The 23,446-nt window shown below is 67.5% G+C and carries 20 protein-coding genes and 2 pseudogenes; 12 read left to right on the top strand and 10 right to left on the bottom strand.

Translation table 11 applies throughout. From position 1 onward, the window contains the following. Positions 1-111 precede the first annotated feature (111 nt). Both AC1DNE_RS15390 and AC1DNE_RS15395 read left to right on the top strand, forming a co-directional pair. A complete protein-coding gene (locus tag AC1DNE_RS15390; protein WP_441469382.1) occupies positions 112-609 on the top strand; it encodes a c-type cytochrome in 498 nt (165 codons plus the stop codon). 197 nt (positions 610-806) lie between these two features. Then, positions 807-1,862, top strand: a complete 1,056-nt coding sequence (locus tag AC1DNE_RS15395; protein ID WP_441469383.1) for an acyltransferase family protein — start codon at positions 807-809, stop codon at positions 1,860-1,862. A gap of 96 nt (positions 1,863-1,958) precedes the next feature. Here the strand turns inward: AC1DNE_RS15395 and AC1DNE_RS15400 are convergent. Then, positions 1,959-2,153, bottom strand: a pseudogene (locus AC1DNE_RS15400) (SEC-C metal-binding domain-containing protein); the annotation flags it as partial. Between the two features lie 47 nt (positions 2,154-2,200). Next, positions 2,201-4,742: pseudogene (gene secA / locus AC1DNE_RS15405) on the bottom strand (preprotein translocase subunit SecA); the annotation flags it as partial. Positions 4,743-5,110: 368 nt separating this feature from the next. On the opposite strand from secA, the gene AC1DNE_RS15410 reads away from it, so the two are divergent. The 5 genes from AC1DNE_RS15410 to mutT all read left to right on the top strand — a co-directional run bounded on the left by AC1DNE_RS15410 (position 5,111) and on the right by mutT (position 9,293). Further along, positions 5,111-5,971: a peptidylprolyl isomerase gene (locus tag AC1DNE_RS15410; RefSeq protein WP_441469384.1), complete on the top strand. Its 861-nt coding sequence runs from the start codon at positions 5,111-5,113 to the stop codon at positions 5,969-5,971. A gap of 233 nt (positions 5,972-6,204) precedes the next feature. Then, on the top strand, positions 6,205-7,455 hold the full coding sequence (gene argJ / locus AC1DNE_RS15415) for a bifunctional glutamate N-acetyltransferase/amino-acid acetyltransferase ArgJ (protein ID WP_441469385.1): 1,251 nt from the start codon (positions 6,205-6,207) through the stop codon (positions 7,453-7,455). Next, positions 7,436-8,365: a DMT family transporter gene (locus tag AC1DNE_RS15420; protein ID WP_441469386.1), complete on the top strand. Its 930-nt coding sequence runs from the start codon at positions 7,436-7,438 to the stop codon at positions 8,363-8,365. Before argJ ends, AC1DNE_RS15420 begins: the two co-directional genes overlap by 20 nt. Beyond that, positions 8,362-8,877, top strand: a complete 516-nt coding sequence (locus tag AC1DNE_RS15425; RefSeq protein WP_476767178.1) for a peptidase associated/transthyretin-like domain-containing protein — start codon at positions 8,362-8,364, stop codon at positions 8,875-8,877. The genes AC1DNE_RS15420 and AC1DNE_RS15425 overlap by 4 nt, the downstream gene beginning before the upstream one ends. A gap of 11 nt (positions 8,878-8,888) precedes the next feature. Continuing rightward, positions 8,889-9,293: an 8-oxo-dGTP diphosphatase MutT gene (gene mutT / locus AC1DNE_RS15430; RefSeq protein WP_441469388.1), complete on the top strand. Its 405-nt coding sequence runs from the start codon at positions 8,889-8,891 to the stop codon at positions 9,291-9,293. Between the two features lie 58 nt (positions 9,294-9,351). On the opposite strand, the gene AC1DNE_RS15435 is transcribed toward mutT, so the two are convergent. The 5 genes from AC1DNE_RS15435 to AC1DNE_RS15455 all read right to left on the bottom strand — a co-directional run bounded on the left by AC1DNE_RS15435 (position 9,352) and on the right by AC1DNE_RS15455 (position 15,925). Continuing rightward, positions 9,352-10,053, bottom strand: a complete 702-nt coding sequence (locus tag AC1DNE_RS15435; RefSeq protein WP_441469389.1) for a DUF930 domain-containing protein — start codon at positions 10,051-10,053, stop codon at positions 9,352-9,354. Positions 10,054-10,156: 103 nt separating this feature from the next. Further along, on the bottom strand, positions 10,157-11,359 hold the full coding sequence (locus tag AC1DNE_RS15440; RefSeq protein ID WP_441469390.1) for a winged helix-turn-helix domain-containing protein: 1,203 nt from the start codon (positions 11,357-11,359) through the stop codon (positions 10,157-10,159). A gap of 99 nt (positions 11,360-11,458) precedes the next feature. Next, on the bottom strand, positions 11,459-11,983 hold the full coding sequence (locus AC1DNE_RS15445; protein ID WP_441469391.1) for a CAP domain-containing protein: 525 nt from the start codon (positions 11,981-11,983) through the stop codon (positions 11,459-11,461). Between the two features lie 4 nt (positions 11,984-11,987). Further along, positions 11,988-14,519 carry a DUF3772 domain-containing protein gene (locus AC1DNE_RS15450; protein WP_441469392.1) on the bottom strand — a complete coding sequence of 844 codons (2,532 nt, stop codon included), beginning with the start codon at positions 14,517-14,519 and terminating at the stop codon, positions 11,988-11,990. A 305-nt stretch (positions 14,520-14,824) separates the two neighbouring features. After that, complete coding sequence (locus tag AC1DNE_RS15455) at positions 14,825-15,925, bottom strand: ROK family protein (RefSeq protein WP_441469393.1); 1,101 nt, start codon at positions 15,923-15,925, stop codon at positions 14,825-14,827. A 188-nt stretch (positions 15,926-16,113) separates the two neighbouring features. Between AC1DNE_RS15455 and AC1DNE_RS15460 the strand changes: the two genes are divergently transcribed. Beyond that, positions 16,114-16,590, top strand: coding sequence for a DUF2938 domain-containing protein (locus tag AC1DNE_RS15460; RefSeq protein ID WP_441469394.1), 477 nt, complete (start codon positions 16,114-16,116; stop codon positions 16,588-16,590). 111 nt (positions 16,591-16,701) lie between these two features. On the opposite strand, the gene AC1DNE_RS15465 is transcribed toward AC1DNE_RS15460, so the two are convergent. The 3 genes from AC1DNE_RS15465 to gloB are packed head-to-tail and all read right to left on the bottom strand — an operon-like array spanning position 16,702 to position 18,690. Beyond that, the gene (locus tag AC1DNE_RS15465; RefSeq protein ID WP_441469395.1) at positions 16,702-17,460 is read right to left on the bottom strand and encodes a GNAT family N-acetyltransferase; all 759 of its coding nucleotides are present in this window, start codon (positions 17,458-17,460) and stop codon (positions 16,702-16,704) included. Between the two features lies 1 nt (position 17,461). Further along, positions 17,462-17,917, bottom strand: a complete 456-nt coding sequence (locus AC1DNE_RS15470) for a cupin domain-containing protein (RefSeq protein WP_441469515.1) — start codon at positions 17,915-17,917, stop codon at positions 17,462-17,464. An 8-nt stretch (positions 17,918-17,925) separates the two neighbouring features. Further along, positions 17,926-18,690 (bottom strand): hydroxyacylglutathione hydrolase, encoded by a 765-nt coding sequence (gene gloB, locus AC1DNE_RS15475; protein WP_441469396.1) that lies wholly within the window; start codon positions 18,688-18,690, stop codon positions 17,926-17,928. A 157-nt stretch (positions 18,691-18,847) separates the two neighbouring features. On the opposite strand from gloB, the gene AC1DNE_RS15480 reads away from it, so the two are divergent. From AC1DNE_RS15480 to AC1DNE_RS15495, 4 genes are all read left to right on the top strand, one after another. Beyond that, positions 18,848-19,615 (top strand): class I SAM-dependent methyltransferase, encoded by a 768-nt coding sequence (locus AC1DNE_RS15480; RefSeq protein WP_441469397.1) that lies wholly within the window; start codon positions 18,848-18,850, stop codon positions 19,613-19,615. Between the two features lie 102 nt (positions 19,616-19,717). Next, positions 19,718-20,671, top strand: a complete 954-nt coding sequence (locus AC1DNE_RS15485; protein ID WP_441469398.1) for an acetyl-CoA carboxylase carboxyltransferase subunit alpha — start codon at positions 19,718-19,720, stop codon at positions 20,669-20,671. A gap of 197 nt (positions 20,672-20,868) precedes the next feature. Next, positions 20,869-22,287, top strand: coding sequence for a L,D-transpeptidase family protein (locus AC1DNE_RS15490; protein ID WP_441469399.1), 1,419 nt, complete (start codon positions 20,869-20,871; stop codon positions 22,285-22,287). A gap of 261 nt (positions 22,288-22,548) precedes the next feature. Continuing rightward, complete coding sequence (locus AC1DNE_RS15495) at positions 22,549-23,403, top strand: TorF family putative porin (RefSeq protein ID WP_476767177.1); 855 nt, start codon at positions 22,549-22,551, stop codon at positions 23,401-23,403. Positions 23,404-23,446 lie beyond the last annotated feature (43 nt).

The raw sequence follows: 23,446 nt of genomic DNA on the forward strand, positions 1-23,446 counted from the left end.
GAACGTCATGCTCGCCCTGGTGGCGGACATCGGGTAGCATCAACCGGCCTGAGCATAACGGTTGCCCGGCACGAAGCGATGGCCGGGCCGCATCCCGCGCGGGAGGGCGCCATGCGATTCATCGCCGGTTTCATCACAGCCTTCATCGCCCTGGCCATCGCCGGACTCGCAGTTGTCTTCAGCGGCGTCGTCAATATTGCCGCCAGCGAGCCGCACAGCGCTCCGGTGTTCTTCCTGCTGCAGACCGCCATGCGTCAATCGGTGGCCCGCCAGGCGGCCAGGGTGCCGGCGCCGGCACCGTCCGCGGACATTGCCCGCGGGTTCCGTCTCTACAACGAGACCTGCGTTTACTGCCACGGCGGCCCCGGGAAAGACCCGGTCGATATCGGCAAGGGCCTCAATCCAGAGCCGCCGTTCCTGCCGGACACGATCCAGCGCTGGAGCGCCGCCGAGATCTTCTGGATCGTCAAGAACGGTGTTCGGATGACAGGCATGCCGGCCTTCGCGGAGTCCCACAGCGACGACGAGCTGCGGGCCGTCGTCGCCTTCGTGCAGAAACTGCCGGGCATGTCGGCGGAGCAATATGCCGCCTATGAGAAGGAGCAGTGAGCCTCATCCCCACGAAACCTTGATGATCTCAAACCGATGCGGCCGGCCCGCGCAAGCCATGGCCGCTCGGGACAAGGCAGGGCGCGAAGCCGCGCGCGCCCTTGCCGAAAGCTTAACGGCACCCGATCCTATCCGGACGCAATCATAACCCCCTGCTAAGCCGGCCGTGCGAGGCTCCGGTTGGAGGAACCGGCATCATGGCTGAAACGACTGCATCGCCCCAGCGCCCGGCCGGCGGCCGCATCGGCTGGGTCGATACGGGCAAGGGCATCTGCATCATCCTGGTCGTGCTGATGCATGTGGCCGGCGGGCTCGAAGGCGCCACGGGGCAGGAGAGCTGGATCGATCCGCTGATCGCCTGGGCGAAACAGTTCCGCATGCCCGGCCTGTTCCTGCTCTCGGGGCTGTTCGTGCCGCGCCTCGTCGGCCTCGGCTGGAGCGCCTTCGACGATCGCAAGATCGTGCCGCTCGCCTATTTCTATCTGCTCTGGTTCAGCATCAACACGTTGATGCGCTCCCCGCCCTGGGGTGAGGCAGGCCTCTCGGGCTTCGTGCAGAACTATGCGCTGGGCCTCGTCGACCCCTTCGGCGTGCTCTGGTTCATCTATCTGCTCGCCATCTTCTTCGTCGTCGCCAAGGCGGTGTGGCGCTGCCGCCGCGTCGCGCTGATGATGGCCGCGCTGCTGGCGATGGCACCGCTGAGCACCGGCTGGATGGTGCCCGACCAGTTCACCGCCTATTTCGTCTTTTTCCTCGCCGGCGCCGTGTTCTCGGCCGAGATCCGCGCCGCCGCCGACCGGGCCGCGGACCATAGTGGCAAGACCTTTCTGTTCTGGGCCGGCTGGTTCGCCGTCAGCGCCCTGGCCACGCCCTTCCTCGGCCACGACGTAGAGATGGCACCACTGGGCGTGCATCTGCTGCTGGGTGTCGCAGGCGTCGCCGGGATCCTGCTCAGCGCGGTGCTGCTGGCCGGGCGCCTGCCCTGGCTCGACTATTGCGGGCGCAACTCCCTGCCGATCTACCTCGCCTTCTTCCTGCCGATGGTGATCGGCCGGACCGTGCTGCTGCGCTCGGGCATCCCGCTCGATCCCGGCGTCGCCGCGCTGCTGCTGACGGCGATCTCCGTCGCCGTGCCGCTGCTGATGCACCGGCTTGTCAGGGGCACGCCCCTGGCCTTCCTGTTCGCGCGCCCGGCCTGGCTCGGCCTGCGGCCGCGCGCGGCCGGGCAGCGGGAGCTCGGCTCCTCGCTCTGACCGACGGCAGGTCGCCGCGATCTCCCGCGCACGCCCCGAAACGCAGCGCGCCCGGCACAAGGCCGGGCGCGAAGAGCGTGAGCGGGAGTGGCGGCCTCAGGCGAACTGGCCGTGGCAGTGCTTGAACTTCTTGCCGGAGCCGCAGGGGCAGGGCTCGTTGCGGCCGACCTTGCCCCAGGTCGCAGGATCGGCCGGGTTGCGGTCCAGCACCTCCGTATCGGCATCGACAGCGGCGAACTGCACACTGCCGCCGCCATAGTCACCGCCGCCGAAGCCCGAACCGGCGCCATCCTGCGCCAGCAGCGGTGCCTGCTCGTCTTCCGGCTGCTCGAAGCGGACCTCGACGCGCGAGAGATGGCCGGTGACCTGCTGCCGAAGCTGGCCGATCAGCCCGTCGAACAGTTCGAACGCCTCCTGCTTGTACTCCTGCAGCGGGTCGCGCTGGGCGAGGCCGCGCCAGCCGATGACCTGTCTGAGATGGTCGAGCGTAACCAGATGCTCGCGCCAGAGATGGTCGAGGGACTGCAGCAGCACCTGCTTCTCGACATAGGTCATGACCTCGTCGCTGTTGCGCTCGATGCGGCCGGCATAGTCCTCGTCGGCGAGCTTGCGGATGCGCTCGCGGATCTCGCTGTCGGCGATGCCCTCTTCCTTCGCCCAGTCCTCGACCGGCAGGTCGAGGTTGAGATACTGGATCACCTCCTGCTTGAGGCCGGCGGTATCCCACTGCTCGGGATAGGCCTCCTCCGGGATGTGGCGGGCGACGACATCCTCGACCACACCGTGGCGCATGTCGTCGATCGTCTCGCGCACGCTGGCTTGGCGCATGAAGTCGCGGCGCTGCTCGAACACGACCTTGCGCTGGTCGTTCATGACGTCGTCGTACTTCAGGATGTTCTTGCGGATGTCGAAGTTGCGTGCCTCGACCTTGCCCTGCGCCTTCTCGACCGCCTTGTTGATCCAGGGATGGACGATCGCCTCGTCCTCCTTGAGGCCGAGCTTCGTCAGCATGCCGTCCATCCGGTCGGAGCCGAAGATGCGCATCAGGTCGTCCTGCAGCGACAGGAAGAACTTCGAGCGACCGGGATCGCCCTGGCGGCCGGCGCGGCCACGCAGCTGGTTGTCGATGCGCCGGCTCTCATGGCGCTCGGTGCCGACGATGTAGAGGCCGCCGGACTTGAGCACGCGCTGCTTGAACTCGGCGACCTCGACGCGGATCGCCGCCGCCTTGGCGTCGCGCTCCGGGCCCGGCTCCATGCCGGCGAGGTCGTGGTTGATCCGCATCTCGGCATTGCCGCCGAGCTGGATGTCGGTGCCGCGGCCGGCCATGTTGGTGGCGATGGTGATCGCGCCGGGCACGCCGGCCTGGGCGACGATATAGGCCTCCTGCTCGTGGAAGCGGGCGTTCAGCACGGCGAAGGCCTTGGTGGTCTTGCCCTCGCGCGCCGCCTGGTAGACAGGCTCCAGCGCCGTCGGGTCGGTGAAGTCGAGCAGCTTGTAGCCCGCCTTCTCCAGCATGTCGGCGACGAGCTCGGAGCGCTCGATCGAGGTGGTGCCGACCAGGATCGGCTGGCCGTTGGCCTGCGCCGCCTGGATCTCGCGGATGATGGCGCGGACCTTCTCCTCGAAGGTGCGGTAGACCTCGTCATCCTCGTCCTTGCGGGCGACCGGGACGTTGGTCGGAATCTCGACGACCTCGAGCTTGTAGATCTGGAAGAACTCGTCGGCCTCGGTCGCCGCCGTTCCGGTCATGCCGGCGAGCTTCTTGTAGAGGCGGAAATAGTTCTGGAAGGTGATCGAGGCCAGCGTCGCGTTCTCGGGCTGGACGGTGACGTTCTCCTTGGCCTCCAGCGCCTGGTGCAGGCCTTCCGAATAGCGCCGGCCCGGCATCATACGGCCGGTGAACTCGTCGATGATGACGACCTCGTCGCCACGGACGATGTAGTCCTTGTCGCGGGTGAAGAGCGTGTGGGCGCGCAGCGCCTGGTTGACGTGGTGGACGAGCGTGACGTTGTGAGCGTCGTAGAGATCGCCCTCGGTCAGCAGGCCCGCCTCGCGCAGCAGCTCCTCGATATGCTCGTTGCCGGCCTCGGTCAGCGCAACCGTGCGCTGCTTCTCGTCGACCTCGTAATCACCGGCGACGAGCCCCGGCAGCACCTTGTCGATCGCGACATAGAGATCGGACTTGTCGTCGAGCGGGCCGGAGATGATCAGCGGCGTGCGAGCTTCGTCGACCAGGATTGAGTCGACCTCGTCGACGATGGAGAAGTGGTGGCCGCGCTGGCTCATCTGCGCGACGTCGTACTTCATGTTGTCGCGCAGATAATCGAAGCCGAACTCGTTGTTCGTGCCGTAGGTGATGTCGCAGGCATAGGCGCGCTGGCGTTCCTCGTCGTCGAGGCCGTGCACGATGATGCCGACCGTGAGGCCGAGGAAGTTGTAGAGCTTCGCCATCCACTCGGCGTCGCGCCGGGCGAGGTAGTCGTTGACGGTGACGACGTGGACGCCCTTGCCCTCGAGCGCGTTGAGATAGGTCGGCAGGGTCGCGACCAGCGTCTTGCCTTCGCCCGTCTTCATCTCGGCGATCGCACCCTCGTGCAGCACCATGCCGCCGATGAGCTGCACATCGTAGGGGCGCTGGCCGAGCACGCGCTTGGCGGCTTCGCGCACCGTGGCAAAAGCCGGAACGAGCAGGTCGTCGAGCTTGGCCCCGTTGGCGAGCTGCTGCCTGAACTCGTCGGTGCGCGCCTTCAGCGCCTCGTCGCTCAGCGCCGACAGCTCGTTCTCGAGGGCATTGATTGCAGCGACGCGGGGCTGGTAGCCCTTGACGCGGCGGTCATTCGACGAGCCGAAGAGTTTCTTTGCGAGCGCGCCAAGCATGTTGGGCCTTTCAGGTGATGCTTGGGCCCCCGGCCGCGCGGTCTGGTCCGCGCTCGGGTCGGAGGCCCGGTATTCTCGAATGCGACCGCGTGTTTAGACGCGTGCGCGGGCAGGGTCCAGCGTGCGTTTCGTCCAATCGGCAGCGAAACGGCAAGTGAATTCGGGTGTGGATGTGGGGTTTTTCCCGGCCGCTTCCAAGGGCGGAACCCTGAGATCGCGCGACGTCGCGGCACCATGCCCCTCGGCCGGGTGGCGCAAAGCTGCGTGATCGACCTCCGCAATCGCTTGAACCGCCTTGCCTTTGCCGCGTTCAACTGGCAGTGCAGCCGCCAAAGCGTCTCGGGTTTTCCGACGAAAGGCCGTCACTCATGAACTCAGCCCGTTTCATCGCCGTCCTCGGCTTCGCGCTGCTGGCGGGACCGGCCTTCGCGCAGGCCGACAAGGTCGTTGCCAAGGTCGACGGCATCGCGATCACCGAGAAGGACATCCAGCTCGCCAGCGAGGATCTCGGCGAGCGCCTTGCCCAGCTCCCCGAGGACCGCAAGCGCGACGAGGTCATCAACTACCTCGTCGACCTCAAGCTCGGCGCCAAGGCGGCGGCCGATGCCAAGATCACGGATTCGCCGGACTTCACGGCCCGCCTCGCCTATTACCGCGAGAAGGTGCTGCTCGACGAGTACCTGACCCGCGAGGGCAAGAAGGCCGTCACCGCCGACGCCGCCAAGAAGCTCTTTGACGAAACCACCAAGGCGATGACGCCCGAGGAAGAGGCTCATGCCCGCCACATCCTCGTCGAGGACGAGGCCCAGGCCAAGGCCGTGGTCGAGCGACTGAAGAAGGGCGAGGATTTCGCCAAGGTCGCCGCCGACGTTTCGAAGGATCCGGGCTCGGGCAAGGAGGGCGGCGATCTCGGCTGGTTCACCAAGGACCGCATGGTTCCGGAATTCGCCGAGGCCGCCTTCAAGCTGAAGAAGGGCGAGGTCTCGGAACCGGTGAAGAGCCAGTTCGGCTGGCACATCATCAAGCTGGAGGACAAGCGCACCAAGCCGCTGCCGGACTTCGCCGCGGTGAAGCCGCAGATCGACCAGTACCTCGAGCGCAAGGCCCAGCAGGACCTTGTGGTGGCGCTGCGCGAGAAGGCCAAGATCGAGCGCCTCGACAAGCCGGCCGCTCCGGCAGCTCCTGCGCCCGCCGCTCCGGCTGCCCCGGCCGCGCCGAAGAAGAACTGATCCAGCCTCGTCATTTTCGGGCGAAGCGTGGCGCAGACCCGAGAATCTCCGGCGAGGGATGCTCGGGTCGAGCCCGCGCATGACGCAGACCCTCAATTTCGCGGGCGGCCCTTGCGGCCGCCCTTCTTGTTTTCGTCACCGGCCTGCGGCAGAGGGACTCTCGAACGAGACGCACTGCCCGGCGAGCGAACGATTCGCCGGTCTTCGAGCAGTGCTCCGCAGGAGGAGCTCCGATGGCCGGCAAGGATGTCCCCGTTTCCCCGCTCGCGCCGAAGCGCCAGCCCAAGGTCCCGCCGGTTCCGGGCGTGCGCTTCGCCACCGCCGAGGCCGGCATCCGCTACAAGGGCCGCACCGATGTCTGGTTCGCGCTGCTCGATGCGGGCACGCAGGTCGCCGGCGTTTTCACACGCTCGAAATGCCCGTCGGCTCCGGTCGACTGGTGCCGCGATAATCTGAGCCAAGGCTCCGCCCGCGCCGTCGTCGTCAATTCCGGCAATGCCAATGCTTTCACCGGCGTGAAGGGCCGTGATTCCGTCAAGCTGACGGCCGAGATCGCGGCCAAGGCGGCAGGGTGCAAGCCGCAGGAGGTGTTCATCGCCTCGACCGGTGTGATCGGCGAGCCGCTCGACGCGACCAAGTTCAAGGGTGTGCTCGACGATTGCGCCAAACGCGCCGCCGACGGTCCCTGGATCGACGCCGCCAAGGCGATCATGACCACCGACACCTTCCCGAAGGCGCTGACCCGCAAGGCGAAGATCGACGGCAAGGAGGTCGTGATCGCCGGCATCGCCAAGGGCGCCGGCATGATCGCGCCGGATATGGCGACGATGCTCTCCTTCGTCTTCACCGATGCCCCGATCGCTGCGCCCGTGCTGCAGGCCCTGCTCTCCAAGGGTGTGAAGGGCTCGTTCAACGCGGTGACCGTCGACAGCGACACGTCGACCTCGGACACGCTGATGCTCTTCGCCACCGGCAAGGCGGCCGAGCGCGGCGTCCCCGCGATCACCGAGGTCAACGACCTCAGACTCTCCGGCTTCAAGCGGGCGCTGAACTCGATCCTGCTCGAGCTCGCCCATCTCGTCTGCAAGGACGGCGAAGGCGCCCGCAAATTCGTCGAGGTGCGGGTTACCGGCGCGGCTTCCGCCCGCTCAGCCAAGCGCGTCGCGCTCTCGATCGCCAATTCGCCGCTGGTCAAGACCGCCGTCGCCGGCGAGGACGCCAACTGGGGCCGCGTCGTCATGGCCGTCGGCAAGGCCGGCGAGCCGGCCGACCGCGACAGGCTCGACATCGGGTTCGGCGACATCGTCGTGGCCAAGCAGGGTGCGCGTGCTCCGTCCTATGACGAGGTCGCGGTCTCCGACTACATGAAGGGCGATAACATCGTCATCACCGCCGATCTCGGCATCGGACGCGGCAAGGCCACGGTCTGGACCTGCGACCTGACCAAGGCCTATGTCGAGATCAATGGCGACTATCGCTCCTGAGGGCGCGCCGTCGCAGGAGCCCAGCCGCAGCTTCATCGCCGTCAACCTGCTCATCTGCTCCCTGCTCTGGGGGTCGAGCTACCTGTTCATCAAGCTGATGAGCGGGGAGGTTTCGGCGCTGGCGATCGCCGCCAGCCGGGGCCTGCTGGGCACCGCCGTGCTGTCGCTCTGGAGCCTGGGGCGCGGCCGCAGCCCGCTGCCACGGCGCGCCGAGATCCTGCCCTGGATCGTGCTCGGCACCACCAATGGCTGGCTGCCGAACGTGCTCGTCGGCTACGCGCTGGTCCAGCTCGCCAGCGGGCCGGCAGCGATGATCCAGGCGGCGGGGCCGCTCGTCACCGCGCTTGCGGCCCATCTCATCTTCTCCGAGGAGCGGCTGAGCCCGCGTCGCTTCGGCGGCATCCTCCTCGGCATGGCCGGCGTTGCCCTGCTGATCGGCCCGCGCCTGTTCGAGGGCGGCGGCACCGCGCTCAGCGTGCTCGCCATGATCGGCGCAACGCTGAGCTACGCCACCGCCAACCTTTATGTCCGCACCGTGCCGGCCGCGACGGGCGATCCCGCCCGGCTGGCATTGGGCCAGCAGATGTTTTCCGGCACCATCGCCACGACGCTGACGCTCGCTGTGCTCGGTCCTGCGGCCTTCCTGCCGCTCGGCGACCATCTGCCGGCGATGCTGGCGCTCGGCATCTTCGCCACCGCGATCCCGGTCACCGTCTTCATGCGGCTGATCCGGGCGGCAGGGCCGACGCGGGCCGCGATGACCGGGTATCTCGTGCCGACGGTAGCCGTTATCCTCGGCGTGGTCGTCCTCCATGAAAACCTGGGGTTGCATCAAATCCTCGGCGGTTGCATCATCCTGGCCGGCGTCTTCCTCGTCACGACGGCGCCGCGCAGGGTGGGGGCCATATGAGGATCGAGACTATCGCGGCGGCCATTCTGGCCGGCGCCGTCATGGCCGGTTGCGTCGAGCGCAAACCGGCAACGGTGGCCTTTTCCGCCGAGGAGGCCGCCTACATCAAGAAACCGGGAACCGGCGTCATCGTCGGCCACGCCTTCCGCACCAAGCCGAGCGGCGTGGTGGTCAATGCAGCCGGCCAGGTCGTGCGCCTCATCCCGGCCACCGGCTTCGCCCGCGAGCGCTTCGCCAATTTGTACGGCAACGGCAAATTTGTCCCGTACCGCAACTTTCCGGCCAGTGACGTGGTCGACCCCGACTATGCCGAATACACGCGCACGACCAAGGCCGAGTCCAATGGCCGCTTCGCCTTCGACAAGGTCGCGCCCGGCAGCTATCTCATCACCACCCAGGTCATCTGGGGCGATGAGAACGCCTTCACGCGGGAGGGCGGCTTGGTCTATGACAGCGTCACGGTGACGGGCAAGGAAACCGAGCCCGTCCAGGTCATCCTTTCCGGCAACTGAGTCACGTCCCCTTGAAGCTGCTCCTCGTCGTCGCCTGCGCCCTGATCGATGCCGACAACCGCGTGCTCGTCACCCAGCGTCCGGAAGGCAAGGCGCTGGCCGGGCTCTGGGAATTCCCGGGCGGCAAGCTCGAAACCGGCGAGCGGCCCGAGCCGGCGCTCATCCGCGAGCTTCAGGAAGAACTCGGCATCACCGTGAAGGAGGATTGCCTCGCGCCGCTGACCTTCGCCAGCTACGCCTATCCCGAGTTCCATCTGCTGATGCCGCTCTATATCTGCCGGCGCTGGGAGGGAACGGTGATCTCCGGCGAAGGGCAGGCGCTGAAATGGGTCCGCCCCGGCAAGCTGCGCGACCTCGCCATGCCCCCGGCCGACGAACCGCTGATCCCGTCGCTGATCGATCTGCTGGGCGCCTAGAGCCTACCGGGATTTGACGGAACAACGCCGTCAAATCAGCATGCTCCAAGTCACCCGCTCAATGCACGGCCGGCAGGCCGAGCGTCTGCCAGCGGGCCTGCGGTATGGGGTCCCCGACCTGGAAGGCGAAGGCCGTCACCCGCTTGAGATCGACGGAAATCGTGCATTCGAAACGCAGCCCATACCAGCGCCGCCGGCTGCGGAAGGCAGCGCCCTCCGCCTGCAGGATATGGCCGGCATAGCGGATGTCGGCCGTGGCGTAGGCGGTGACCCGGTCGGGTTCGTAGCTGCGCTGCCAGGCATGGATCTGGCCCATCGCCTCCAGCCCGCAGAGCTGCTCGACGCGCTCATCCGGTGCCAGGCGCGGCAGCATCGCCAATGTCTCGCGGCTGCGCGGATCGGCGAGAACCTGCTGCGACAGCAGGCGCCGCGGCCGGACGAGCCCGTCCGGCTCGGCAGAAACCGGGGGTTGCGCGGGTATCGGCGCGGTTGGCACGGAGGGCGGCGGTGCCGGCTCCGGCACAGGAGCGGACTCGGCCGGCGGCGCGAGTGGCGGCGGTGGCGGCGGGCGGATCATCGCCTCGAACTGCTCGGGCGTCTGCAGCTCGACATCGACGCTCTGCTCGACGAAGGCCGGCATCTCGTCAAACTGCTGGATGGCGACGGAAGCGAGCCAGGCCAGCAGCGCCGCATGGATGAGCGATGCGACCGGCAGGCCGGGATCGGGCATCGCCCAGCGCGTACGGCTCGCGGCCGGCACGGCTCAGGCCGCATCCTGCAGCGGCACGAAGGCACCGGTCCGGAATTTCGCTGCCATCGGCTCGTTTCGCGCCCTTCGCCCCTGAAGAGCGCAACAGCGCCGATCAAGCCGACATTTTTGTGATCTCGGGCAGCGGCTCCAGCTCGGCTTCGCCCCGCCCGAGCTGGAAGCGCTCGAAGCGCTGCAGCTCCTCCTCGATCGCCGCCTTGAGTGGCGGTGCCTCATGGCCGTCGAGCCAGCTCCATTGCTGCAACAGCAGCTTGCCGGCGGCCCGGTCTGTCTTGAGGTCGAGCACCGCGACGATCCGGTCCCCCGCCAGCACCGGGAGGCCGAAATAGCCGTAGACGCGCTTCTCCTTCGGCAGATAGGCCTCGAAGATATGGGCGTAATCGAAGAAGAGCTTCGCCCGCTTGCGTTGGATCATCAGCGGATCGAAGGGCGAGAGGATGTGGATCAGCGTCTCCTCCGGTGCTTGCAACAGCTCCAGCGATGCCGGCGTCGCCCAATGCTGCGTCTTGCCGGCCCCCTCCACCGCGACCTCGACCAGTTCCTTGCGCTTGGCGCGGGCGGCGATCAGCTCCGCCACCGCCTTCTTGCTCGGCGCATCGAGATGGCAGGCGGAATCGAGGCTGACGAGCCCCTGCGCGCGCAGCGCCCGGTCGAGCTTGTAGGCCGTGACCTGCCGCTCGCTCGCGGGTGTCGGCTTCTTCTCCCACTGGAAGTGCCGGTCGAACAGCTCATAGGTCTTGAGCATGCCCGCGCGCGCCGCGATCGCAAGTTCGCCATCGTAGAAGGCGCGTTCCAGCAGACCCTTGGACGGCTTCTTGCTGGCCCAGAGATGCGCCTTCTCGATCAACTCCTCCTCGATGTCGCGGATCGTCAGCGCCCCGTCCCTGCGGATGCGGCGCAGGAGCTTGCGCGTCTCCTCGCGGGCGCCGACCGCCGACCAGCGCTTCGGCTCCTCGCGATGCGCCTTCATCTCGGGCAGGAAATAGCGGATGTCGCGGGTCGGCACATATGACAGCGCATGCGTCCAGTATTCGAAGACGCTCTTCTCGGCCGCTTGCAGATGGGCGAGGTCGGCCCGGCGATAGCCGGGGATGCGGGCATAGAGAATGTGATGGTGGCAGCGCTCGATCACGTTGATCGTGTCGATCTGCACATAGCCGAGTTGCTCGACCGCCTTCCGCGCCGCGGCAGGCCCGGCCCCGAAGGGCTCGCGCGTGTCGAGGCGCTGGGCGTGGAGCCAGATGCGCCGGGCCTGTTCGGTCGTCAGAGAATGGGGCTTGCGGGGTCGCGGAGGCATGACCCGCAGGCTAGCCCCGTCCGCGCCGCGCCGTAAGGGGCGCAGCTCGCGGCCGCTGACAGCCCATGGCGGGAGCGCGAGAGCCTCGGCCGCACGCCCTCACGGCGCGACGATCAGCGCCCAGTAGACCTGATATTTCGAGCCCGGTGCATAGGCGGTCGCGATGCCCATGCGCTTGGCCCTGGCATCCTTCATGACGCGGTCATGCTGGGGCGAATCCCGCCAGCCGGAGAAGGCCTCGGCAAGGCGCCGGTAGCCGGCGGAGAGATTGGCCTCAGCCCCCGGCTGGCCTTCCTTGGCAAGCCGCGCCTTGACCGCATCGGCCTGCACCGGCTTGTCGGACGCCGCCATCGCCGCGGCCTCGCGCTGCGCGGCCTCGACCAGCGCCGGGTCGAGCGTCAGCGTGCCGAGCCCGGCATTGAGGCGATAGGCCGAGATCATCGCCCGCGCCTGCTCGGCATCGACCTGGGCCGAGGCCGAGCCGAGATCGCGATAAAAGGCGGGCTGGCCCTGGCGCTGCGGCTCGGTGCAGCCCGCGACACCGAGAAGGGCGAGCGCGCCGACCAGCGCAGCCGGGCAGGTCATCGCGCGCGAACCCGCGGCGCGGCGCAAAAAGCTGGGCATCCGATCATTCCTTGCTGTCTTCTTTGGCGGGCTCGAGCGCCGGGAGCGGTGCGGGCTTCGCCGCTTCGGCGGCCTCCTCGGTCTCGTCAGCCTCGACCGGCTTGCGGGAACGGCGAGCAGCGGCAGACGCGGCCGGCTTCGTAGCCGCCCGCTTCGCCCGCCCGCCTGCATCTCCCCGCCCGACTGCCGTAGCGATGCTGTCGAGGGAGTGCTCGACGCCTTCCAGCCCACGCACGATCAGCTGCGGCGTTTCGGCAACCGGCTCCATCTCGGCGAGGCGCTTGTGGATGGCGAAATTGAGATCGCTGGTCACACGTCCGACGATCTCGACATCGCCCACCACGCAGACCAATTCGAAATCCATCGTCGTGGTGCCGAGCTTCTTGAACTGCACGACCGGCGGCGGCTTCTGCATCACGTCGCCATGGTTCGCGGCCACTTCGGACAGCATGGCCCGGACCTGCCCGGCCTCCAGGGAGCGCGGGACCGAGAGCGCAATCAGCACACGGCCGGTCCGATCGTTGCGGACGCGGTTGCGCACCACGCCGGAAATCAGGTTCGAGTTCGGGACGATCACCGTCGAGCGGTCGAAGGTCGCGATTTCGGTCGAGCGGACGTTGATGCGTTTGACGATGCCTTCGATGTCGCCGACCAGCACCTGATCGCCGACGCGGATCGGCCGCTCCCAGAGCAGGATGAGCCCCGAGACAAAATTCGACACCACCGACTGCAGGCCGAAACCGATACCGACGGACAGGGCCGAAGCGACCAGCGTCAGACGCTCGAGGCTCAGGCCCACCGCCGAAACCGCGATCGCCACTGCGCCGATATAGCCGACATAGCCCGCCGCTGTGCTGATCGAGTTGCGCAGGCCAGGATCGAGTGCAGTCGTCGGCAGGAACTGGTTGTCGAGCCACCGCTGCAGCGCCCGCGTCGCGGCGAGGCCGAGCCCGAAGACGAAGGCGAAGACAACGATGGTCGAGAGCGAGATCGTGACGCCGCCGACCTGGAACCCGAAGAAGGCAGCCCGCAGCGAAACCAGGAAATCGGTCGATTCCAGGCCCCAGGGCGCAAGCACCATGAGGACCGTGACGGCGATCAGCAGCAGCTTCAGCGCGCCGACACCGATCACGGCCACCTTGTCCAGGGTGGTGCTGCGCAGTCCCATTCCAGCCTTGAGCGTGAGGGCAAAGCGGCCCTTGCCGGTCAGGAGACGCGGAACACCGAGATCGATGAACTGGAAGGCCAGCAGGAACAGGCAGGCGACGATGCCGATCCAGAGCGTCTGCTCGGCCAGAAAGGCGGCGAAGACGACATAGCCGCTAAGTGCCGAGGCGATGATGAGGAAGCCCATAACCCAGCCGAGGATTCGGACCGGGCCGAGACTCGCTCCATCCACCGGCACATAGGGGCCGAGACACGCCTCCTGCTCGACCTCGTCGTCGTCGCGGATCTGGTAGAGCCCGGCGATCAGCGTCAGCGCGAAGAGAATGGCGAAGAGCGCCTTGACGATGATCGAGATCGCGAGGCCGGCCGCGATCGCCTGCAGCCAGGCTTCGAAGACCTTGCCGACCGACATCACGAGCGCCAGCGAAGAGGCGATCCAGACGGCGCTGCGCGCCGTGGGGTCCATCACGCTGATCATGCGCCGCTGCGGGCTGGACGGCGCGAACAGGGCGTCGGCCAGGGCCTGGACGAAGGCGAAGAAGGCAAGGCCGACGACCACGGCCCAGATCACCGGCTGGATGCGCGGCGGCAAGAGCCCGGTCGTGCTCAGCGCCTTGTAGATCAGCCAGCTCGCCAGCACCGGCGGCGCGGCACCCGCGACGATATGGGCCAGCGCGATATAGAGGCAGTGCAGGTTACCGGTGTCCTGCGTGTTGCTGAAACGCGCCTTGAAGCGCGGCAGATAGCGCGCCCTGGCGACATAGAGCAGGATGGCACCGAGAAAAGCGAGCGCGACCACGCCGCCTCGCGTGCCGGAGAAGGCATCGCTCACGCCTTCCAGCCAGCCGCCGAAGATATAGCCGGAGGCCCGCAGATCCTCCGGCGCCGTGGCGATGGCGTTGCCCCAGACTTCGGGGTTGGCAACGGAAGGTCCGGCGGCAAAGAGCGTCTTGGCGAAAATCTCGCGGCGCTTGTCGCCGATCGCGCTCTGCAGCTGCTCCGCCTGCAACAGCGAGGCCTTGGCGATCTTCAGGATCTCGTCGGCGTCGGCATAGGCCTTGGCGCGGGCCTCGCGATCACGCGTAATCTCGGCGCTCTCGGGCGGCGCATTGGCGTCGGGCTTCGCACCGAGCTGGTCGAGCCGGAGCTTGGCCTGGTCGACACGCGGCGTCTGCTCGTCGATGATGACGCGCAGCTGGTCGAGCGAGGGCTGCAGGCGGACGCGCTGCCTCTGCAGTTCCGTATCGCTCGCCTCCGGAGATGCGAGGGTCGTCTCGATCTGCGCGAGCTCGGTGCGGATCGCATCGAGGCGCGCCCGGGGACTGCCGGGTTCGGCTGGCGCTGCCGTCGTCTGGGCAAGGGAGGGCATTGCCGCCGCCATGGCCAACGCAAGCCAGAGCAAGCATGTGACCAGAACGCGCGTGAGGTTTTGGAACGGCGTTTGCGCCACGCGTGCTGCCATGGTGGTGCCGCCCTGCCCCCTGGAATGATTCGCCTCGGGCTCGACCCTCGGCACAGCCGTGCCCGCAAGGCAAGACGGAGAGCGGAATTCGGCGGCCAACAAGGCTGAGGCTCCTCGAATAACGGCGGGGCTGATGAGCCGGAAGCGGCTCCGACCCGCTCATCGCCGCAAAACACGACCTCAAGATGGCATCGCGCTGCAGCGTGCCGGGATCAGCGCTTGCCTTCCGCCTTGTCCTTCTTGCCAGCCTTGACCTTGTCGCGGTTGTGGTAGCTGGCATTGCCGAGCCCCGTCCCGATCGTCAGAACCGCCCAGTTCTCGACATCCTGCATCGCCGGCATCTCGCTCAGCCCCTGGATGACGGCGTCGTTGTGCATCACGATTTCCGTCTCGTGGTCGCCGATCGCGGGAACGAGTTGGCGGATGCTGTCGACGAGGTTGAAGCGGCTGCTTTCCCAGTTGCCCGGAAGGTTCTGCGCGCCGCGCTCGATCGCCCCGTCCGGCTGGATCAGGCCGGGACAACCGACACCGATAAAGGGCGCGACCCTCAGGCCCTCCTTCTCAGCATTCTCGATCTGGTCCCGCAGCATCTTGCCCAGCCGCTTGATCGCCTGATCGCGGCTCGGCTCCTCGTCGGCATGGCGCCAGAGCTCGGATTTCCAGACCCGCGCCTTGCTCAGATCCGGCGACTTCTTCTGCCTGAGCTCGACGATGCCGGCGCGGATGTTCGAGCCGCCGATATCGACCGCGACGAGACTGTCATAGGCCTCGAACATCCATTTCGGCGCAAGATGCGCGCTGCCGACAAGGCCGGCTTCGTCCGGGTGATGGCTGACCGGTACGAGATCGAGCGCGCGCCCGTCGGTGCGCAGGATGATGGCGGCGCGCGCAATGGCGAGTTCGCCGACACGACTCTCCCGGAAACCGCCGCCGACGACGATGCGCTCGACCAAGGCCCAGCTCTTCAGGCGAGCGAAGCGGCGGATGACGAAGGCGAGCGATTGAGCGAAGCCCTCGACCGCGCTGAGCACCAGGGCGGCCTCCGCGGCATCGCCTTCCTTGATCAGGGCATCGAGCTCCCTCTTGCTGATCTCGGCGGTCTTGCCCTTCAGCGGGTCATCGCCATTGCGCCTCAAATGGTTGCGCAGCGCATCCAGATGCCCGACGAAGGCGCTGCGGCTCGCCTTATCGCCGACGAAGCCGTCATCGTCCCGAACCTCCAGATTGTAGCTGGTAATCGCGACCGACGGCAGCTCGGTCGCACCATGCGGCCCGGTCGCGGCGTTGCGTGTCTCGGCGGTTGCCGTGGCCATGGAGGGTCCCCTCAGTCAGCGCGGATTCGTCAGGGCAAACCCCGCAGGGCAGGACGCGGTTCCCAAGCCCGGGCGATGCGCCGCATGCAGCACACCCCCGCATGTCCGGACCCGCCCCACAGTTGACCGACGCACCAATCACCGCTCCAACCAGTCGAGCCATGTCGTGTGGCCTGGGGGGATAAAGCGTGTCTGATCTGATTTTGCGCATGATCGTCATCGGGGCCGGAGCGACGGCGCTCACTGATCTGTGGGCACAGTTCCTGCGGCTTTTCGGGCTGCCCAAGCCGAACTGGGCGATGCCGGGGCGCTGGTTCGCCCATCTGCCGCGCGGCCGCGTCTGGCATGACGACATCGCCAAGTCCGAGCCCGTCGCCGGCGAGCTCGCGATCGGCTGGATCTGCCACTATCTGGTCGGCATCGCCTTCGCCGGCATCGTGCTGGCGATCTGGGGCGCGGACTGGGCTCGCAACCCGACCTTCCTGCCGGCACTGATCGTCGGCTGGGCAACGATCGGCTGCGGCTGGTTTGTTCTGCAGCCGGGCATGGGCATGGGTGTCGCCGCCTCCAAGAAGCCGAATGCCGGCCAGATCCGCCTGCTCAACTTCGTCAGCCACACCCTCTTCGCCATCGGCCTCTACGGCACGGCGCTGCTGATCCGGTGATCTCCTCCGTCATGTCCGGGCTTGCCCCGGGCATCTCGTGACGCGGAGGCTCGGGTGCCTCTTCCGGCCGTCATTCTCGGGTCAAGCCCGAGAATGACGGCCTGGACAGTCTCAATCGAGAATACGCGTCTCGTACTGGTAGAGCGTGCGGAAGCCGAGGCTGCCATAGAGATTGATCGCGACCGCGTTGCTCTGTTCGACCTGCAGATAGGCGCTGTGGCAGCTCATCGCGCCGGCCCAGCCCATCAGCCCGCGGACGATCCTGCGGCCGAAGCCATGGCCGCGATGGCCGGGATGAACGCAGATCAGGCCGATCTCCGCCATGCCGCGCTCGGCCACGCTCATGCCGAAGGCGACAGCCTCGCCCTCGACCAGCCAGGTGGCGAAGGCGGCCGGCAGCCTCACGCGCTCGACGATCGCCGCGAGATTGCCGGCATGGGTCTTGATTCCGCTCTGAAGGGCGGCGACGCCGGCAATCCATTCGAGGCTCGGCCGCGCCTCGATCTGCAATTCAGGCTCCTCCGAGGCGGCGATGTCGGCGAGTGGCGCCATCTGGCCGAAGGACTTGTCCTTGACCCGGTAGCCGCGCTCCAGCACCGCGGCGCGGGTCGCATCAGTGACGAGCGGGGTCAGCCTGATGCTCGGCGCCAGCCCATCGGCGCGATAAAGTTCCGCGATCAGGTCGAGCGTCGCATCGTCGAGCTCGGCGCCATAAACCAGCGGCGTCGCCGAATTGGCACGCCCGGAATAGCCGTTGGCAAAGCGCAGCGCCCAATCGCCGACGATGAGCGTCGAGAGGGCCGGCCAGGCATTGACGATCCGCCGCTCGCAGCCGAGCACGAGCGCGCTGTCTTCCGTCTTTGTCAGCATGTCATCCCCCAGCCGGCTTGCGCGGCGTCGGCCGCCAGCCCGGCGGCGCCATCTCGAAACCCGAAAATTCGAACCCCGGCGCGACCGTGCAGCCTACCAGCGTCCAGGCGCCGAGCGAGGTCGCGCTCTGCCACCAGCCGGCCGGCACCACGAATTGCGGCCGCTGGCCGGTGGCAAGCTCGGTGCCGAGGTGATGGGCCGAGGCGTCATGACCGTTGGGTGAGACGGTGATGACCAGCGGCGCGCCGGCATAATGATGCCAGATCTCGGCAGCATCGACGCGATGCCATTCCGAGGTCTCGCCGGTGTCGAGGAGGTAGTAGATCGCGGTCGAGAAGCCCCTGGCCTCCGGCCCGGTCGGATCGCGGAAGGTCTCGCGGTAATGGCCGCCCTCGGGATGGGGCTTGAGTTCGAGCAGCCGGATGACCTCGGCCGCCGTCAGCCCGTCGAGCCGCATCGACATGGTCAGAACCGGTTCTTGGCTTCGCGCAGCGCCGCGAAGACCTTGTCGGCCGAAGCGCCCACCAGCCCGACGGCAGCGGCGAGAGCGCCTTCGCCCGCACGGAAGAACGGGTTGGTCGCCCGCTCGTCCGCCACTGTGGTCAGCGCCCAGAAGCGGCCGTCGGCCTTGGCCTTCTCGGCCTCGGCGAAACGCGCCTTGAGCCCCTCGTTCGCCGGATCGACGGAGCGGGCGAAGCGGGCATTGGCCAGGGTGTAGTCATGGCCGCCGAGGAGACGCGTATCGCCCGGCAGCGCCATCAGCCGCGACAGCGAGGTCCACATCCGCTCCATCTGTCCCGGCTGGACGCGCCCGCAGCCCATGACGAAAACAACGTCGCCGACGAGGGCGAGCTTCGCACCGCGCCCGACATAGCTGAGATGCCCGTCGGAATGACCGGGCGTATGCCAGATCTCGAAGCGCTCCCCGCCGAGCGAGACGGCATCGCCCTCGCCGACCACCTTGTCGAGCGGCGCGCTGGCGCGAGCGTCGGCCGGGCCGATGACCGTGGCACCGGTCACCTGCTTCACCTCCGCGACACCCTGCGTGTGATCGTGATGCGCGTGGGTGATGAAGATGTCGCTGATCGTCCAGCCCTTCTGCCGGGCGGCGGCCAGCATCTCGCCGGCATCGGGCACGTCGATGGCCGCGCAGGCGCCGGTGGCGGGATCGTGGAGCAGCGCGCCGGCATTGTCGCTAAGCGTGCGGAAGACGTGAAGGTCGAGCGGCATGGCTTCCTCCGGGAGGGTCGGCCCGTCGCGCGGGCGGATGATCGCCTTCCTGAATGAGCCATGCCCGGCCTCCGATCAACCCGCAACGACACAGCAGGCACCTGCCGCCGCCGCCCTGCCCTTGCGTTCGGCCGCGCGGCGTTCCATCTCAAGCGCCATGCCTCTCGACGTCGTCGACCTGCGCGCCTTCTATGCCAGCCCGCTCGGCCATGTGGCCCGGCGCTTCATCGGCCGAACGATGCTGCGCTTCTGGCCCGACTGCTCGCGCCAGCGCCTCCTCGGCCTCGGCTTTTCGACGCCCTATCTTTCCGTGCTCGGCATCGATGCCGAGCGGACCATCGCCTTCATGCCGGCGGCGCAGGGCGTGGTGAACTGGCCGGCGCCCGGCCTTTCCGCCTCGGCTCTGGTCGAACCCACCCTGCTGCCGCTGCCGACCGCCTCGATCGACCGTGTCGTCCTCGTCCATGCGCTGGAGGAGACGGAAAGCCCGGACGACCTGCTCGACGAGGTCGCGCGCGTCCTCAATCCCGGCGGGCGGATGATCCTCGTCGTGCCGAACCGGCGTGGACTCTGGGCCCGGATGGACGGCACGCCCTTCGGCCAGGGCCGCCCCTTCAGCCGCCGCCAGCTGTCGGCGCTGATGCGCGCCGCCGAATTCTCGCCAGAGCATTGGGCCGAGGCGCTCTACGTCCCGCCGCTGCAGCGGCGGCTCCTGATGCGTTCCGCCCCTGTCTGGGAGCAGATCGGCGCCGGCCTGTCCCTGCCCTTCGCGGGCGTGCATGTCATCGACGCGACCAAGCAGTTCTACCGGCGCGCGCCCCTGCGCGCGACGCGGCGCAGCTTCGCGCTGCGTCCAATCCTGCTGCCGCAGCCCGCTCCCACCCCGCGCGCGGCGGCCCCGCCGACGGAAAGCCGGACGGGTTGACTTTTTTGCCGGGGCGCGGCCAAGGTCCGCCGCCTTTCGCGCCGGTTGTGCCGTAAACCGCTGTTCCGCCCGATTTTCGCGCGGATTCTGAACTGGATCACGATGCGTAGCTATCTGGATTTCGAGAAACCGGTCGCCGAACTGGAGGCGAAGGCGGATGAATTGCGGGCCCTCGAGGCACGCGGCGACGGCATTTCCCTGTCAGAAGAGATCGGCAAGCTCGACGCCAAGGCCAGCCAGGCGCTGAAGGACATCTATGCCGCGCTGACGCCCTGGCAGAAGACGCTTGTGGCGCGCCATCCGCAGCGCCCGCACTTCAAGGATTACTGCGCCGGGCTGATCGAGGAATTCACGCCGCTCGCCGGCGACCGCGCCTTTGGCGAGGACGAGGCCATCGTCGGCGGCTTCGGCCGCTTCCGCGGCGAGCCGGTCTGCGTCATCGGCCAGGAGAAGGGGGATTCGACCGAGACCCGCATCCGGCACAATTTCGGCATGCCCAAGCCCGAAGGCTACCGCAAGGCCGTGCGCCTCGCGGAGATGGCCGACCGCTTTGGCCTGCCGGTGCTGAGCTTCGTCGACACCGCCGGCGCCTATCCCGGCATCGAGGCCGAGGAGCGCGGCCAGGCCGAGGCCATCGCCCGCTCGACGGAAACCTGGCTGGGGCTGCGCAGCCCCAGCGTCGCGCTCGTCATCGGCGAGGGCGGCTCGGGCGGCGCCATCGCCATTGCCGCAGCCAGCCGCGTGCTGATGCTGGAGCATGCGATCTATTCGGTGATCTCGCCCGAAGGCGCAGCTTCTATCCTCTGGCGCGACACGGCCCGCGCGCAGGACGCAGCCACCGGCATGAAGATCACGGCGCAGGACCTGCTGAAGTTCGGCGTCATCGACCGGATCGTGCAGGAGCCGACCGGCGGCGCCCATCGCGACGCGCACGCGGCGATCAGCCGCGCTGGCGACGCGATCGCCGCTGCGCTCGGCGACCTGGCTGGCCTCAGCGGCGAGGATATCGTTGCGAAGCGGGCCGAAAAGTTCCTCGCGATCGGGCGCAATCTCTGAGCAATCTCGGAACGGGATATCTCCCTCGGCGAAGACGGGGGCTCTTTACCGGCCGTTGACCATGTGGCCAGACTCGGCGGGCCTATGGTAAGGAACCCTCAAGGCTAACGCTTCTACAACGAGTCGACGGGCACAATTTGGCCGTCTTGCGAAGTCACAGGTCGCACCTCGGCCTGCCGTTCGATGGGATTGACGACGTGGCAATCAAGCAACTCGCGCTCGTGGCTTTTGTTGCATTGACGCTGGCGGCCTGTGAGGAGGAGCGTTATCGCGGCTCCGCCCGGCACAACATTCCGATCCCGACCGCGACCTACGCGCTGATGTCCGAGAAGGGCATGAGCAAGGATCAGCCGATCCTGATCCGCTCCTACAAGAAGGAATCGGAGCTCGAGGTCTGGAAGCGCAAGGCCGACGGTCAGTACGCCCTGCTCAAGACCTTCCCGATGTGCCGCTGGTCCGGCCAGCTCGGCCCGAAGGTGCGCGAGGGCGATCGCATGGCTCCCGAGGGCTTCTATGCCATCGCGCCTCAGCAGATGAACCCGAACTCGTCCTATTACGTCTCGTTCAACATGGGCTACCCGAACGCCTATGACCGGGCGCATGGCCGCACGGGCGCGCATCTGATGGTCCACGGCGCCTGCTCCTCGGCCGGCTGCTACTCGATGACCGACGACCAGATCGGCGAGATCTACGCGCTGGTGCGCGAGGCGCAGAACGCCGGCCAGCGCGCCGTGCAGATGCAGGCCCTGCCCTTCCGGATGACGCCGGAGAACCTCGCCAAGCATCGCCTCGACCCCAACATCGCCTTCTGGAAGAACCTGAAGGAAGGCACGGATTATTTCGAGGTCACCCGCGACGAGCCCGCCGTCTCCGTGGCTGGCGGCCGCTACGTCTTCAACGGTGGCTCGGCTCCGGCCGCCGTCGCCGTTAAGCGCCAGCAGGATGAGGTCCAGGTCGCCTCGCTCGTCGCCAAGGGTACGCCGGCGATCAAGCTGATCTATGACGACGGCGACCAGCACTCGTCCTTCAAGCAGACCCTGCTTTCCGGCGGCTCCGATGCGCTCAACCGCTCGGCGTCCTGGGGGTCCAGGGATGTCGGCGTCAGCCGCGTCGATGCCCTCTCGGTCGGCCCGCGCGTCGTCGTCCTCGACGACTCGGGCAAGGCGAAGGCGACCGTCCGCGCTGCCTCGGCCGACAATGACGCCGTGCTCGCCGCCATCGCCGCCGCCCCTGCGGAAGAGGCGGCCAAGCCCGAGCAAAAGCCTGCCGCTGCACCGCGCCCGGCAGCAGCCCCGGCCGCGGCGCAGCTCGCCAAGGTCGCCCCCGGCAACGCCCTCCAGGCGCCTGTGCTGGCGAGCGCGGCTTCGACGCCGGTCGCCCCGGCCGCACCCGCCGAGGAAAAGCCCCTGCTGCAGCGCGCGCTCAGCTTCATGCCGGTCTTCGGCGGCGGTTCCAGCGCCACGGCTGACCAGGGCAGCGCGCCCATCGCTTCGGTCGTCCCGGCAACGCCGACCAGCACCAGCGCGCCGCTGCCGCCGCGCCGGGCCAATGGGCTGAAGACGTCGAGCCTCGACCAGTCGATGGCCGGCTACGCGAGCCAGCCGACGACTCGCTGAGCCCAGCGCTGCCGTCGCGCACTGTGACTAAAACAGCACAACACACGCTATAATTGAATTTGCCTGCTTCGCAGGCGCGAAGGCCCTCGTTTCGAGGGCCTTTGCTTTTTGCGTGGGCGGAGCGCCCAAAATCTCGCCTTGCCGGCAAACCGGCCTCGCCCGCTTGATGCGACGACAGCGCAATCAATGCGCGGCGAGGGGTTTCTGCAGATGTCCGATTTCTTCCGTTCCTCGATTCTGGGTTTAAGCCTGGCGACTGCGATGGGCGCAGCCCAAGCCTCGGACCTGCCGAGCAAAAAGGGGCCGCCGCCCGCCCCGGTCGTCCCGGCGATCACCTGGTTCGATGTCGCCTTCAGCGTGAAGGGCATGACCGACTACAACTTCCGCGGCATTTCGCAGACCGATCGCAAGCCGGCCATCCAGGGCGGCGCCGAGCTTCAGATCTACAACAATCTGTTTTATCTCGGCGTCTACGGCTCGAACGTCGATCTCGCCACGAGCCCCAACGCCGAGATCGACTTCTACGGCGGCATCCGGCCGAAATTCGGCGACCTCTCCTTCGACTTCGGCGTATGGCAATATTACTACCCCGCCGAAAAGCAGCTGATCGACGGTGCCGGCGTGTTCTGGACGCCGAAGAACACCGACTTCACCGAGGTCTACGGCAAGGTCTCCTACACCTTCGCCGAGAGCCTGACGCTCGGCGCCAACGTCTTCTACGCCTGGGACTGGCTCGGCACCGGCGCGAGCGGCACCTATGCTTCGCTCACGGCCAAGTACAACCTGCCCTTCCTCGAAGGCTTGTCGGTCTCCGGCGAGCTCGGTCACTACTGGCTCGGCACCACCAATCTCGCGATCTGGTCGACCGTGCCGCCGACCAACCTGCCCGACTACACCTACTGGAACGCCGGCGTCTCCTATACCTGGAAGAACGTCACCGCCGACCTGCGCTATCACGACACCGACCTGTCCAAGAACGACTGCTTCCTGCTGACGGCTGATCCGCGCGGCATCGCCAGCGGCACGGGTCGTTCCAATTGGTGCGGTGCCGCCGTCGTCGCGACGCTCTCCTTCGACATCACCGCGAGCAGCCTCGGCGTCTTCGCGACGAAATAAGGCGAAGACAGACCACGCAAAACACCGGCCGCCCCACGGGGCG

The organism is Allobosea sp. 05L423 (assembly GCF_056397745.1).